Origin of the sequence: Mucilaginibacter sp. RCC_168 (assembly GCF_041355315.1) — a bacterium.
Taxonomy (GTDB): domain Bacteria; phylum Bacteroidota; class Bacteroidia; order Sphingobacteriales; family Sphingobacteriaceae; genus Mucilaginibacter.
Map to the genome: position 1 here is coordinate 76571 of NZ_JBFUPN010000019.1, position 12473 is coordinate 89043.

At 45.1% G+C, this 12473-nt stretch carries 13 protein-coding genes; 11 read left to right on the forward strand and 2 right to left on the reverse strand.

Translation table 11 applies throughout. The annotated features are described in order from the left end of the window. The first annotated feature begins 71 nt into the window (after positions 1-71). The gene (locus tag AB6735_RS18615; protein WP_370997388.1) at positions 72-4052 is read left to right on the forward strand and encodes a Pls/PosA family non-ribosomal peptide synthetase; all 3981 of its coding nucleotides are present in this window, start codon (positions 72-74) and stop codon (positions 4050-4052) included. Between the two features lie 159 nt (positions 4053-4211). Beyond that, on the forward strand, positions 4212-4361 hold the full coding sequence (locus AB6735_RS18620) for a hypothetical protein (protein ID WP_370997389.1): 150 nt from the start codon (positions 4212-4214) through the stop codon (positions 4359-4361). Between the two features lie 379 nt (positions 4362-4740). Here AB6735_RS18620 and AB6735_RS18625 read toward each other — a convergent pair whose 3' ends face one another. Together AB6735_RS18625 and AB6735_RS18630 are read right to left on the reverse strand one after the other, a co-directional pair. After that, positions 4741-5286 carry a hypothetical protein gene (locus tag AB6735_RS18625; RefSeq protein ID WP_370997390.1) on the reverse strand — a complete coding sequence of 182 codons (546 nt, stop codon included), beginning with the start codon at positions 5284-5286 and terminating at the stop codon, positions 4741-4743. Between the two features lie 25 nt (positions 5287-5311). Beyond that, a complete protein-coding gene (locus tag AB6735_RS18630; RefSeq protein WP_370997391.1) occupies positions 5312-5989 on the reverse strand; it encodes a S24 family peptidase in 678 nt (225 codons plus the stop codon). Between the two features lie 289 nt (positions 5990-6278). On the opposite strand from AB6735_RS18630, the gene AB6735_RS18635 reads away from it, so the two are divergent. The 9 genes from AB6735_RS18635 to AB6735_RS18675 are packed head-to-tail and all read left to right on the forward strand — an operon-like array spanning position 6279 to position 12044. Next, on the forward strand, positions 6279-8306 hold the full coding sequence (locus AB6735_RS18635; RefSeq protein WP_370997393.1) for a hypothetical protein: 2028 nt from the start codon (positions 6279-6281) through the stop codon (positions 8304-8306). 12 nt (positions 8307-8318) lie between these two features. Beyond that, positions 8319-9245, forward strand: coding sequence for an AAA family ATPase (locus AB6735_RS18640; RefSeq protein ID WP_370997395.1), 927 nt, complete (start codon positions 8319-8321; stop codon positions 9243-9245). 5 nt (positions 9246-9250) lie between these two features. Next, the gene (locus AB6735_RS18645) at positions 9251-9880 is read left to right on the forward strand and encodes a hypothetical protein (protein ID WP_370997396.1); all 630 of its coding nucleotides are present in this window, start codon (positions 9251-9253) and stop codon (positions 9878-9880) included. Next, the gene (locus AB6735_RS18650) at positions 9880-10272 is read left to right on the forward strand and encodes a hypothetical protein (protein ID WP_370997397.1); all 393 of its coding nucleotides are present in this window, start codon (positions 9880-9882) and stop codon (positions 10270-10272) included. The genes AB6735_RS18645 and AB6735_RS18650 overlap by 1 nt, the downstream gene beginning before the upstream one ends. Next, a complete protein-coding gene (locus AB6735_RS18655; RefSeq protein WP_370997399.1) occupies positions 10272-10565 on the forward strand; it encodes a hypothetical protein in 294 nt (97 codons plus the stop codon). Before AB6735_RS18650 ends, AB6735_RS18655 begins: the two co-directional genes overlap by 1 nt. Continuing rightward, the gene (locus AB6735_RS18660) at positions 10562-10930 is read left to right on the forward strand and encodes a hypothetical protein (RefSeq protein ID WP_370997402.1); all 369 of its coding nucleotides are present in this window, start codon (positions 10562-10564) and stop codon (positions 10928-10930) included. Before AB6735_RS18655 ends, AB6735_RS18660 begins: the two co-directional genes overlap by 4 nt. Continuing rightward, positions 10917-11186 carry a hypothetical protein gene (locus tag AB6735_RS18665; protein WP_370997404.1) on the forward strand — a complete coding sequence of 90 codons (270 nt, stop codon included), beginning with the start codon at positions 10917-10919 and terminating at the stop codon, positions 11184-11186. The genes AB6735_RS18660 and AB6735_RS18665 overlap by 14 nt, the downstream gene beginning before the upstream one ends. Before the next feature lie 13 nt (positions 11187-11199). Further along, the gene (locus AB6735_RS18670; RefSeq protein WP_370997405.1) at positions 11200-11838 is read left to right on the forward strand and encodes a DUF3164 family protein; all 639 of its coding nucleotides are present in this window, start codon (positions 11200-11202) and stop codon (positions 11836-11838) included. Beyond that, positions 11838-12044, forward strand: a complete 207-nt coding sequence (locus tag AB6735_RS18675) for a hypothetical protein (protein WP_370997406.1) — start codon at positions 11838-11840, stop codon at positions 12042-12044. The genes AB6735_RS18670 and AB6735_RS18675 overlap by 1 nt, the downstream gene beginning before the upstream one ends. The last annotated feature ends 429 nt before the right edge of the window (positions 12045-12473 follow it).

Below are 12473 nucleotides of genomic sequence, written 5' to 3' on the forward strand. Positions count from 1 at the left end.
TTTTTAATACATTTGGTCGGCAAAGTTTGCATTACCAATTTGCAGACAAAACTATTATAGGCCTAACCAAAATGATGATAGCCAAGAGCTTACTAAAAGGGACTGAACGACCTGACTTTATTAAACACGAAACCATTGCCGACATTTTCAGAGCGTCGGCATCCATATATGCCCATAATACCGCCCTCATTTTTGGCGACAGACAACTGAATTACGCCCAGCTTGATTCCTGGAGTAATTACATCGCAGCATTTATCGCTTCAAAAGGGATTGGCAAGGGCCATTCTATAGGGGTATGGCAATCCCGCGGACTCGGGCTGCAGGCAGTTATTTTGGGAATTGTAAAATCGGGTGCGGCCTATGTTCCGCTGGACAGGGAAATGCCCGAAGAGCGCTTGCAGATCGTATTGCAGGAGATTGGTGCCGCAGCCTGTTTCAGTGATGCCTTACCCTCGCTGGATTGTCCTGTGTTTGCTGTTCCGGAATTTAAGGACGAATATGGAGACTATGTGTTGCCTATTGGTCCGGATGCGGACGACCGGGCCTACGTGCTGTACACTTCGGGCAGTACTGGTAAACCCAAAGGCATTCCCATCCTCCATAAACATATCTGCCACCTCATCCGCTCGGAGCAAAGCGTATTGGAGATCACTCCACAGGATAAAGTATACCAGGGTTTTTCGGTATCATTTGATATGTGGTGCGAAGAAACCTGGATAAGTCTTTTTGCCGGCGCCACTTTATGGATAGCCGATGCCACCACGGCAAAATCAATCGATGAACTCAGCGACATATTAAGGCAGCAGCAAATTACTATACTGCACGCCGTACCCAGTTTGTTGGCCGTTATGGATGATGATATCCCAACCCTGCGCCTCATTAACGCGGGTGGCGAAGCTTGTACGCCAGCAGTGTTAAACCGCTGGAGTAAACCCGGCAAAAACATATTTTACAATAGCTACGGCCCTACCGAAACAACGGTAACCACCACCATGGTGCCGCTGACACCCGGCGATGCCATTACTATTGGCGGGCCATTGCCCAACTATGACCTGGCCGTAATTGACGATAAATTTAACCTGCTGCCAACAGGGCAACAGGGCGAATTGATCATCTCGGGCCCGGGTGTGAGCGAAGGCTATGTGAACCGGCCGGAATTGACCCGCGAAAAATTCCTGACCAAGCCGGCAACCCTGATGGGAATGGCCGGCGACCGTATTTACCTGAGCGGGGATGCCGTGGTGATGCAGCCCGATGGCCGCATTGATTTTCATGGCCGGCTGGACGACCAGGTGAAGCTTCGCGGTTACCGGATTGAACTGGGCGAAATTGAATCGAGATTGAATCAGCTCGAAGAGGTAGCCACAGCGGCGGTTGCCTTGAAAAAAGATTCAACAGGTCAGGATCAGCTGGTGGGTTATGTTACGCTGAAACCAGGGCAGGCATTTGATCAACAGCATAGTCGCAGCCGCCTTTCAGAAGTTTTACCGCCTTATATGGTGCCGCTGGTAGTTATCCAGATGGATAAGTTTCCCCGGCTGCCAAGCGGCAAGATCGACCGTAAATCGCTCCCTGTGCCCGAGGCTTTACAAAACGTACCCGAGCAGCAGGAAATTCATATCAGCGCTGATGATCCGCTGGCGGTAAAAGTAATGGCTGGATTGAATCACCTGTTCCCCGGCAGGGATATTACCCCCGAATCGGACTTTTTTACCGACCTGGGCGGGCATTCTTTATTAGCTGCTACGTTTTCGTCATGGTTACGGAAAGAAGCCGGGATCCAGCACGCGTCGTTAAAAGATATTTACACCAATCGCCCGGTAAAAAACCTCATCAATACCTGGGAACTTGCCGAAAAGAAAGCCCGGGAAAAGAAAACGGTAGACAAGGAGATCTTTCACAAAATTCCCTCTTTGCGTTATTTGCTGTGCGGTTTGGCGCAGGGCATCTCCCTGCTATTTATATATGGACTGTTCGCCGTTCAAATATTTGTGCCCTACCTGGGTTACTATTATATAGTGAGCAAAACCGAATCGGGACAGGATAATTCAGGTATCGGTCTGGCAGTAGCCTTGTTGTTGTACTGCCTGATACCTCCATTTTTATCTTTACTGGGTATTGCCGCCAAATGGATATTGCTGGGCAAGGTTAAAGAGGGTGATCATCCTTTGTGGGGCTCCTACTATTTCCGTTACTGGCTGGTAAACCGCTTAACACAGCTGGCCCCTGCTCAATTCATGAATGGTACACCACTTTACCCTTTATACCTGCGCATGCTGGGTACCCGTGTAGCCAAAGACGCGCAAATAAGCGCGGTTACTATTGGCGCCAATGACCTGCTGGAAATTGGCAGCGATGTTAGCCTGAGCTCGGGCGTGGTACTGGATAACGTATCGGTTGAAAACGGACTGATCAAATTCCGCAAGATCAGCATAGGCGCCCATGCTTATATTGGCAGCGGCGCGGTGCTGTCGGGCGATACCGTGGTGGAAGACTGGGGCGAGCTGCAGGACCTGAGCCATTTGCAGAGCGGTCAAACCATCAAAGCTTACGAGGTATGGAAAGGCAGCCCTGCAGAAAAGGTACATCAAATGCAGCCCGAAGAACTGCCGTTACCGCTTAAATCACCTTTCCTCAAGATCAAGACTTACGGTTTTCTGTATACGCTGCTGCTTATTATTTTCCCGGCGGTTGTGTTGGTGCCTTTGCTCCCTGTCATCAGGTTGTTGAATTACCTGGATCTGCAAACCGGCGATTATGATTTTAGCTATTTTATCCATGTACCGGCACTCACGCTTGTATACATATTACTGTACGCGTTTGAAACGGTATTGTTATCCCGTCTGCTTTTATGGGGCATCAAACCCGGCACTTATCCCGTTTTTAGTCGTACCTATGTGCGCAAATGGCTGTCCGACCAATTGATATCCGTAGCATTGATTGTATTGCACCCCATATACGCCACGGTTTTTGTTTCCTTTTTCTTCAGGATGCTGGGGTCAAAAATTGGTAAAAATACCGAGATCTCCACTGCCAGTAACGTTACCCATACTATGCTCGAGATAGGCAACGAATCGTTTATCGCGGATGCCGTTACCCTGGGCGAGGAGGATATTCGTGCCCAACGGCTCATCTTAAAAAAGACCACCATTGGCAACAGCAGCTTTGTGGGTAACAGCGCCTTGATTCCTCAGGGATACGAACTGGGCGATAATATGCTGATAGGTGTACTATCGGTGCCGCCAACCATTGAGCAACAGCAGGGTAACCCCCGTGGCGACTGGTTTGGTTCGCCCGCCATAGCTTTGCCCCGCCGGCAGGATAGCGGCACTTACCCGGCATCGCTTACTACTACGCCTTCCTGGTCTCGGAAACTGGCCCGCGGCCTGATTGAAACCATTCGTATCCTGCTGCCCGAAACCGTGATCATTTGCTGCAGCGTGCTGTTTATCGCTTACTGTCATGATCTGATCAAGGAACGGACCGTTTCACAGATACTGGAACAAATACCCAAAGTGCCATTCTATTACCTTTTCTATATGGGACTCCCTGCCTTCTTCATCTCTCTGGCTTTAAAATGGCTGGTGATAGGCAAGTTTAAAAAAGAGCAGAACCCCATGTGGACACATCGCGTTTGGAGAAGCGAAGCCATCACCACCACCTATGAAGCCCTGGCTGTTCCCTTTATGTTGGAATTTTTAAAAGGGACTCCGTTTTTACCCTGGGCCCTGCGTTTGTTTGGCGTGAAGATTGGTAAACGGGTATGGCTCAACACCACCGATATTACCGAATACGATATGGTTTCTATTGGTGATGATACCGCTTTAAATGAAGACTGCGGCCCGCAGACCCACTTATTTGAGGACCGGGTGATGAAGGTTGGCAGCATCAAAATAGGCGCCCGGTGCAGCATAGGCGCCCGCAGTATTGTTTTGTACGACAGCGAGATAGGCGACGATGTAAAACTTGAACCTTTATCCTTGGTGATGAAAGGCGAAACCCTGGCCTCCGAAACCGAATGGACAGGCAGTCCGATCAAAGCGCTGGGATAAGTCTGAAGTTTAAAGTCTTAAGTTTTAACTCATGACTTTCGGCTTAAGACTTCGGACTCCTGACTTAAATCCGTATATTTACATACATACAACGGCCCGGTTTTCCTGTAAAAAGTATAGGGGGTATAACCAAAACTACAATAGAAAGAAAACGGCAAAATGAAAAAAAACGGCGTTTTTGATAGTGTGAGTGCGGTTTTTGAGGCAAATTTTAATGAGCCTAAAATAAAAACGAAAAATACAAGTACCACAAACTACCAGCTTACTACCATTAACACGCCCCCTACCGGTAGCATACCCGCAGCATAATACCATAAACTTAATAAAAACGGCGTTAAAATACCATTAAACACGGTTTTAAAGCCTGTTTAATGCGCTTAAAAGCCCTGCTTTTACTGCAATTGCTTGCGGTACTGGCAGGGCTTTGTTTTTGGCAAAAATGCCATGTTTTTGAAGTAGGATACCGAGTTGGGTACTCAGTTGGGTACTCAGTGGTGTCCTTTTTGAGACGCGATAAATACCCCTTATGGCAAAAAAAACGGGGTAAAATGGCTATTTTTGGCACTTTAAGACCCCCTTATGGCAGATGTTATTTATATTATAATCGCATGTAACATACTGTAAATCAGCTATTAAATCAAATAAATGATTATTGAGAAGTTATCTGACACTTGTAAAGAGATTATGATTAAAACTCACCTGAATTCTGATTGATCTTTGAGGAAATATCCTTGATCAATGAAATACACATGCTAATCGCTTCCGGATTATGTTTTTCTATATCTGTAGAACCGGGTAATTGCACCGGAAACTTAACACCTGTTTGTAGTTCTGGGCCAAATGGAGTTAGTGATCTTGGATAAGGATATTCAAGCGTAGAGAGAACTATTTTAAAACGATTATCCTTAAATAATAGCTTGGCTACATAAAACAACTCTATACGTACGCCATTGTCATTTTTATCCTTTCCAACAAATGACCGTGCCGTACTTCCCCTAAAATCGAGTTCTGTATAATCATCAGTTCTATAAATAATAGAGCAGCGGTTGCCAATTGAAAAGTTTACTGCATTGCTAAATAACTGTTGTTTGGTCAATTTACTTGATATAACAGTATCTATCAAATTATATGGCCTGGTATACGATGGGTTTGTGGTTGTAGGATCAGGCTTTAATGTTTGGGCTTTAAGATGGGTGGAAATACCCAAAATGAGAAGTAAAGTAATTTTTTTCATCGTGATAAGTGGTTTTTAGGTTCAATTAATTCATTGAGTTAAAGCGGATACTGGCCTTTATAAGTGCCATTGCCGTAATTGATTCGAGCGGAATGTCCTTTGATGAGTGATGTGAATTTTGGCTTACTAACCTAATGTAATCACTGCCCAAATCTGATTTTTGAATATATTTTACCAATGTAAAGTCCTCATCATCTATCAGAAATGATAATACATACATTTCGCCCCATATTATACCATTAGCAATGTCCTTTACCTGCTTGTATGCGATAATATCACCTGATTTAAGAAGTGGGTACATGCTGTCTCCGGTCATATACATTGCACCGTCACATTTTGGCAGGTTTGGTATAGTAATATAGTCTATAACGTTTGGTTTTCCAGCAAAAAGCTTTGTTAAGCCCGCCGCCGCTTTGGCATCATATAAAGGCACCCTTTGAGTGTCCAACCTCCTATCAGACCTTAGTAGATACTCCGCCTTAGGCTCTGCAAATTTTTCAGATTCATGCCCGACGAGGTCATTAAAGTCCATTGATTCACATTTCGTGAATATTATATCATAATCAATAGTATTTCGTTTCCTCCAATTAGCCAAAACTGGCGGGCTTATGTCTAAAAATTCAGCCAAATCCTTATCAGATGCTAAATTATAGAAATATTTTATCTTATTAAGAATCAGTGACTTATCTATATTTGCAATCATTGTGTGAATTTTTATTGTCAAATTGTTTTTTTAATTCACAAATAGTGAATATACTTGTGTAAGTATTTACAAAAGTATAAATAAATGGAAGAATCAAACAAAGAAGTGAAATATCCTCAAAATCTCCCCCTAAAAGGGATGGTTCTTGAATCTGGCAAGTCAATTCAGTTCCTGTCAGATAAGTTAAAAATAAGCAGAGTGGTTTTAAGTAATACTGTAAATGGCCACTACAAGGGAACTAACATAGTTCCAAGACTTCTAAAGTTAATTACTCAATAAAAATACTTTCATGCCTGAACTCTGGAACAATATATTAGTAGTAACAAAGGATGAGCTTGCGCCCTGGTATACCGAGCAGGCCCTAAAAAATTCCATCCAACGTTACAAAAACAAGGACTATGGAATCAAACGTGCCTGCCGGGCGCATAACGGTACGCCTCTGCTGATCATATTTGACAGCCTTTCAAAGGAAATTCAAACGGCTCTCGGTGATCCTCGCAAGTGTGATCATGTGCTCGAGCTTTATTATAAGATCGACGGCGGCGCGGTTAACTATTACAGCACATTCCGTTTCCCCGATAATACTTACCTGGACGACATCTACCAAGAGCAGTACACCGTTAACGCGAGTGTGATGGAAGCTCTTAAAAGGCTTAAGCACGACCGGGAACTCGAACGGCGTACTAAAAAGATCACCCTGCATGGCGTTAACCAAACCTTATGGAACGATGCCATGAGCTTTCAAGCAACATTAAAGGCAAAGCACGGCGTGCAGCATACGCTACCGGAGGCCGAGCGGTCGTTCATCAACAAGTTTCATGAATACTGTGAAGACGGCTACCTAACGCTGATTAGCGGTAAGCACAAAAATCAAAATACCCGCAAGGTTACCGACAAAACGCTCGATCTGCTCAATGCTATGTTCGCTACCGACAAAACCAAGCCTACAGCTACCGAGGTTTACCGCCGTTACGATGCCTTTTTAAATGGATACTGCGAAGTTGTAGTAAACAATACTGCTGAGCTTTACGACCGTAAGGATTTCAAAAAACTGAGCGATGCCACTGTAAAAAACTACATGGCACAGTGGGCTAACAAGATTGGTACCTATCAGCACCGGTCTACCAGTCGTAAAGACTTAATGGCGCTGTTTAAACCTCACCATAGCTACAATAAAACCAAGTTTGCCGGTAGTATCATTTCTATAGATGACAGGCAGCCGCCTTTTAAAGCCCTCGACGGTAAACGGCCATGGTTTTACAATGCTATTGACCTGGGCAGCGAGTGTTTTACCGTTGCAGTTGACGGCGATACTAAAGAGGGTATCATCACCGAGTTTTACCGCCAAATGGTACGCAATTATGCGGAGTGGGGCTTTCACCTGCCACACCAGGTAGAGTGCGAAATGAGCTTAAACAGCTCTTTTACCAATACCTTTTTACGCGAGGGTGCCATGTTCCAAAAAGTGAGCATGTTGCCTAATAATCCCCGTGGTAAACGTATTGAGCGGTATTTCAGAGAGCTGCGTTATGAGTACGAAAAGGATCGGGAGGGATGGTTAGCAAGGCCGCACGCGAGATCAGAAGCCAACCAACCTTTGATTGACACCGAAAAGGTGGCCCGTATCCCTTACGAAGACATCATAGAGGGTTGCTACAACGACATTGAGCAATGGAATAGCCGCAAACACAGCATTCACACGCATTTAACCCGTTGGGAGGTGTTTTGCCAAATGCAGCATCCCGATCTGAAACCTACCAACTATCAGGCTATTCTGCCACACATCGGCCGTAAGGAGCAATCAAGTGTAAATGTAGGTATCATCCGTTTCAGGTCGTCTGAGTTCCTTTTAGGCGAAAGCGGTAAGGTTGCGCTTGGCGACAAGCTTATTAACCTGATGAAACAAGTGGAGGGCAAGGATATCGACATCTATTGGCTTGACGCAAATGATGGCAGCGTATTGAAAGCATTGGTGTATATAGGTACACAGTATATCTGCGATGCGGTTGCCAAACCACGGTACACCCGTGCCGATCTGGAAATGACCGAACAGGACAAAACAGCCAAAGCGATCATGAATGCCTACGATGCCACTATAAACAGCTATGGCCGCAGGAAAAAACAGCAGATAGAAGCTGTTACCATTATCAAAAACACAGCACCGGAGCCGGTAACCTTTAAGATGCCCGGCAGGCCTAATAAAAAGCAGGCTACTAAAGGCGATGGCAGTGTATTGCCTGATATTAACCAAGATGACTACCTGGTTAACCTTAACACCATCCCAACACATAAAAAATCAATGTTTGACCGCTTTTAAACCCTAATTAACATGATAAACATTACAGACGAATTTAGAAAAAAAGTACTTGACGCCCTGCTTGAAGCCAGAAGCCAGTATACCGGCAATGATGGAAACTTTGCACAGATACACGGCATCAACAAGTCGGTATTTAGCACCCTTAAAAGGGGAAAGATACAGCAGCAACTTGGTAACGCCTCATGGATAACGCTTGGCCGCCACCTTGGGGTTACCATGAATGATCATAAATGGAATGTTGCCCGCACCGATGTTTTTAACACCATTGAAGAGGACGTGATCTTCTGTCAGGAAAATTCAAAGGCCCGCATCTACGTGGATGAGTGCGGCATAGGCAAATCGTTCACTGCCAAATACCTTTCACGTACCCGTAAAGATTGTTTTTATGTAGATGCCAGCCAGTGCAAAACCAAACAAACCTTTATACGGGAGATAGCCCGGATCATCGGTGTTGACCATCACGATAAATACAATGAGGTTAAGGAAAACATCAAATACTACCTCAAAATCATGTCACGCCCTATCATCATTGTTGATGAGGCCGGTGATTTGGAGTACACCGCCTTACTTGAACTTAAAGAATTGTGGAACGCCACAGAGGGCGCTTGCGGCTGGTACCTGATGGGTGCCGATGGCCTGCGTCACAGCATCGAAAAAGGTATTAAAAACAAAAAGGTTGGTTACCGCGAACTGTTCAGCCGGTTCAGCGAAAATTACTCGTCGGCCGTGCCAATAGGTCGTGATCAAAAGATGGCCTTTTATCAACGGATGATAACCCAGGTATTGGAGGCCAATATGAAAGATAAAACCGAGTTGAACGCCATTGTAAGGAAATGCCTTACCGCAAATGGTGACAGCAACCAGCTTGGCGGCTTAAGGCGGGCCGAGAGCCTTTATATCCTGCTACAGGAACAACAGCAACGATTACAATTAGCATAACGCCTATGAAGAGGGCTTTAAGTACATCAAACCTCTTCGCAATTGAACACGATGTTTTTGATTTAGCGGGCGACTGGCGCAAGGCCATGGGAAACCCGGAGCGCTACGGAGCGTGGCTTATTTGGGGAAACGAAAAGAACGGCAAAACAACATTTGCCATGCTCATGGCCGATATGCTGAGCCATTTTGACAAGCTGCTTTACATAAGCGGCGAAGAGGGCACCGGAAAAGCCTTTGTACAAACGGTAAAGCGGATAGGCATAGACCCCACAAATAAGCGCCTGCAATGGCAGCGATACATCAGTATCAAAGAATTATACATCGTGCTAAAATCAAGGAGGGCACCAAAGATAGTAGTGATTGATAATGTGACGGTTTACTCACGAGAATTAAACAACGGGCGGTTTGAACAACTGCTCAAAGATTTCCCCGAGGTGCTTTTCATCTTTTTAGCACACGAAGAGGACGGCAAGCCATACACCGCGGCAGCCAAACTGATAAAAAGATTATCGAAGCTCATTTTTTACGTGGAGGGGCTAACGATAGACGTAGGCGGCCGGACAGAGCCTTGTAACCTGTTTATTGACGAAACAAAATCAGCCGTGATATACGGTCAGCAAATATTAAACAACTAATGAAAACCAAAGAGCTAAAAGTATTCAAAACGCACATAGCGCAGGTTCGGGACGAAAACGCCGACCAGCTTAACGAGGTGTGCGAGCTGCTCGGCTGGACGCATGAGCAATACTGTGAACACCAATTTTTAGAGTATCAACTGTTTGTGCAGGAATTAGCTAAGGAATGGCCTGCGGTGTGCCGGCAGATCGAATACTCGGCCGTTTTCCGTGGCTTTTGGAATAACGAGTGGGCTGCCCGTGTTGAGCTTGACTTTTTGCCATTTGCCTATGAGATCAAATTTGACCGCTGGGCCATGACACACGAGTATCACCACATCAACGACTTTATGATCCTGCTGAATGACGATGCCTTTATGCTTCGATTTGAACAAGTGAGGGAGCTGATATAATGACCATAGCGGAGATCATAGAACTGGTAAAGGATGTAACCGGCGTGCAGGTTGATGAGTTGGGCCGTAGGGTACAAACATACCCTACCTATGCCCGCTACGTGGCTATGATGCTTATGATTGAAGAGGGCTACGATCTGAGCGCTATAGCAGCATCGTTGAATATGCACCGCTCATCACCCTGTAAGGCCCTGCCTGTCATCGACGATAAATTACAAAGCGATCAATTAATTAAAAAAATATACATGGCCTGCGGTGAGCGCATGGCCGATTTGGAGGAACAAGCGATATGAAAAATTTACCATCGATCCCCCTCGATATTGAACGCATTATAGCTGCGGTATGTACACACAGAAACCTGCATTATAAAGGCGTTATCGGCCGGGCGGCATCCAGACCTTATGTGATAGGCAGAAACATGGCTGTATGCCTCGTAAAGCATTTTAAACCGCATATCCCTGTGAAAGAATTGGGCGAGATGTTCGGCAGAGGCGAAAAGTTCACCTATCAGGCTAAGGAAGCCATGAAACAATGGTGCAAAGCTGACCGAATGCTCAAACGAGACTTTAACCTCATTCTCTTAAAAATTCAATTTATACATAACAATGACCCTAAAACTATCATACGAACAAGCACACAGGCTCATGCATCTGTTTGAGAAAGTGATCAACCCGGCGCAGCCCGAGGACGTTGCCGAGAGCCTGTTAAAGGATATCATGTTTTCGGTATTTAAGAAGCTCCGAAACAAAACCGAAGCGAGGATAAAAGGCAAAGGATACAGTTTGCCACTAACCGACCCGGAGGCCAAAGCTTATTACCTGTATTTCCAAAACAGGCATTTGGGTAAAGACTGGCACTACGAGCAAATTTTTATAGAGCAACACCTATTACAACTAAACAAAACTTACGCATAAAACGAAACGATATATGAACACACTAACAATCAAAGCACAAGCAGTAAAAGAACCTTTTTGGCTGGACGAAGAGGGTAAAAGGGTAGACATTAAGCGCATTACCCCATACGAGCGCCAAAGCGAACGGGCAGTATATAACATAGCTAAACAGGCTATGGCCATTAACAAGCAACTCGCCGATTTTAAGACAAAGGTTAACAAAGAAGCTACCGAATTATACCAAGCCTTTATTATTGAAAATAACGGGAAGCCTAAAGGCAAAGGAAAAGGCGGTAACACGGTTTACAACTTCGACCGGAGTATAAAGCTCGAGGTATCCATAGGGCAGCCTATAACCTTTGACGATAACCTCATAGACCTGGCTAAACAAAAGCTTGACGAAATCCTCGAGGATGGTTTACAGGGCGCTAAGGACTTTATTAAAGAGTGGATCATGGGGGCTTTTGAAACCAGCCGTGGCAAGATGGATACTAAGCGCGTTTTGGGCCTTTCCAAATATGAAAGCCGGGTTGATGATCCGCGCTACACCGAAGCTATGGCCTTGATCAAAAGAGCCATCCGCAGGCCCGAAAGTAAAGAGTATTTCCGGGTGTGGGTTAAAGGCCAAAACAATCAGTACCAAGACATTCAACTTAATTTCTCAGCAATATAATGGCAACAATTGATGTAAACGGGGTCGTAGTCGACCTGCGGACAAAAGACGAACTGATTGAGATTATCGGCGATATGGTTGAGGACTATAGCAATAAACTCAAAAGCGGCCGGATCAGAACCAACAAAGGCAAACGAGCCGAAAAAGCTACCATCGGTTTTTTCGGCAGCATAAAGCACTATTTGGAAGGGGGTATTGAGGGATGAGCGGTGAGTATGCCAGCATCATTTCTAACATAGATGGCATGTTAGGACTGGTTGAAAAACAAGACCAACTCGAATTACTAAAAGAGCTTAAAGGCGATATAGAAATGCGAATTGAAGGCATTGAGCAGGAATTGGAAGACGAACAATAACCCGTTTGGCATTCACCCCGGGTCGATACCGGGGCGGGTACGATGGTAATACTGCCACAATTAAACAACAACACAATGATTTTTACACAAGAACAAGCAAACCAACTGGTTAGGAATTTGGAATTAGTATTCTCTGATTCCTCCCCAAAAATCATCACTGAAAACTGTGAGATAATTGCTGTTAAGCTTACACGAGATCAAATCAATACCAGAGAGGTAATCGAGCTCGCCTCTCTCGTGGTCGACTTTGATTGCGATATCCAATTAAAGAGGTCAGGCA

Bases quoted from the DNA above. Each gene is read 5' to 3' on its own strand.
- AB6735_RS18615 (WP_370997388.1), top strand. From the start codon at position 72: ATGATGATAGCCAAGAGCTTACTAAAAGGGACTGAACGACCTGACTTT.
- AB6735_RS18620 (WP_370997389.1), top strand. From the start codon at position 4,212: ATGAAAAAAAACGGCGTTTTTGATAGTGTGAGTGCGGTTTTTGAGGCA.
- AB6735_RS18625 (WP_370997390.1), bottom strand. From the start codon at position 5,286: ATGAAAAAAATTACTTTACTTCTCATTTTGGGTATTTCCACCCATCTT.
- AB6735_RS18630 (WP_370997391.1), bottom strand. From the start codon at position 5,989: ATGATTGCAAATATAGATAAGTCACTGATTCTTAATAAGATAAAATAT.
- AB6735_RS18635 (WP_370997393.1), top strand. From the start codon at position 6,279: ATGCCTGAACTCTGGAACAATATATTAGTAGTAACAAAGGATGAGCTT.
- AB6735_RS18640 (WP_370997395.1), top strand. From the start codon at position 8,319: ATGATAAACATTACAGACGAATTTAGAAAAAAAGTACTTGACGCCCTG.
- AB6735_RS18645 (WP_370997396.1), top strand. From the start codon at position 9,251: ATGAAGAGGGCTTTAAGTACATCAAACCTCTTCGCAATTGAACACGAT.
- AB6735_RS18650 (WP_370997397.1), top strand. From the start codon at position 9,880: ATGAAAACCAAAGAGCTAAAAGTATTCAAAACGCACATAGCGCAGGTT.
- AB6735_RS18655 (WP_370997399.1), top strand. From the start codon at position 10,272: ATGACCATAGCGGAGATCATAGAACTGGTAAAGGATGTAACCGGCGTG.
- AB6735_RS18660 (WP_370997402.1), top strand. From the start codon at position 10,562: ATGAAAAATTTACCATCGATCCCCCTCGATATTGAACGCATTATAGCT.
- AB6735_RS18665 (WP_370997404.1), top strand. From the start codon at position 10,917: ATGCATCTGTTTGAGAAAGTGATCAACCCGGCGCAGCCCGAGGACGTT.
- AB6735_RS18670 (WP_370997405.1), top strand. From the start codon at position 11,200: ATGAACACACTAACAATCAAAGCACAAGCAGTAAAAGAACCTTTTTGG.
- AB6735_RS18675 (WP_370997406.1), top strand. From the start codon at position 11,838: ATGGCAACAATTGATGTAAACGGGGTCGTAGTCGACCTGCGGACAAAA.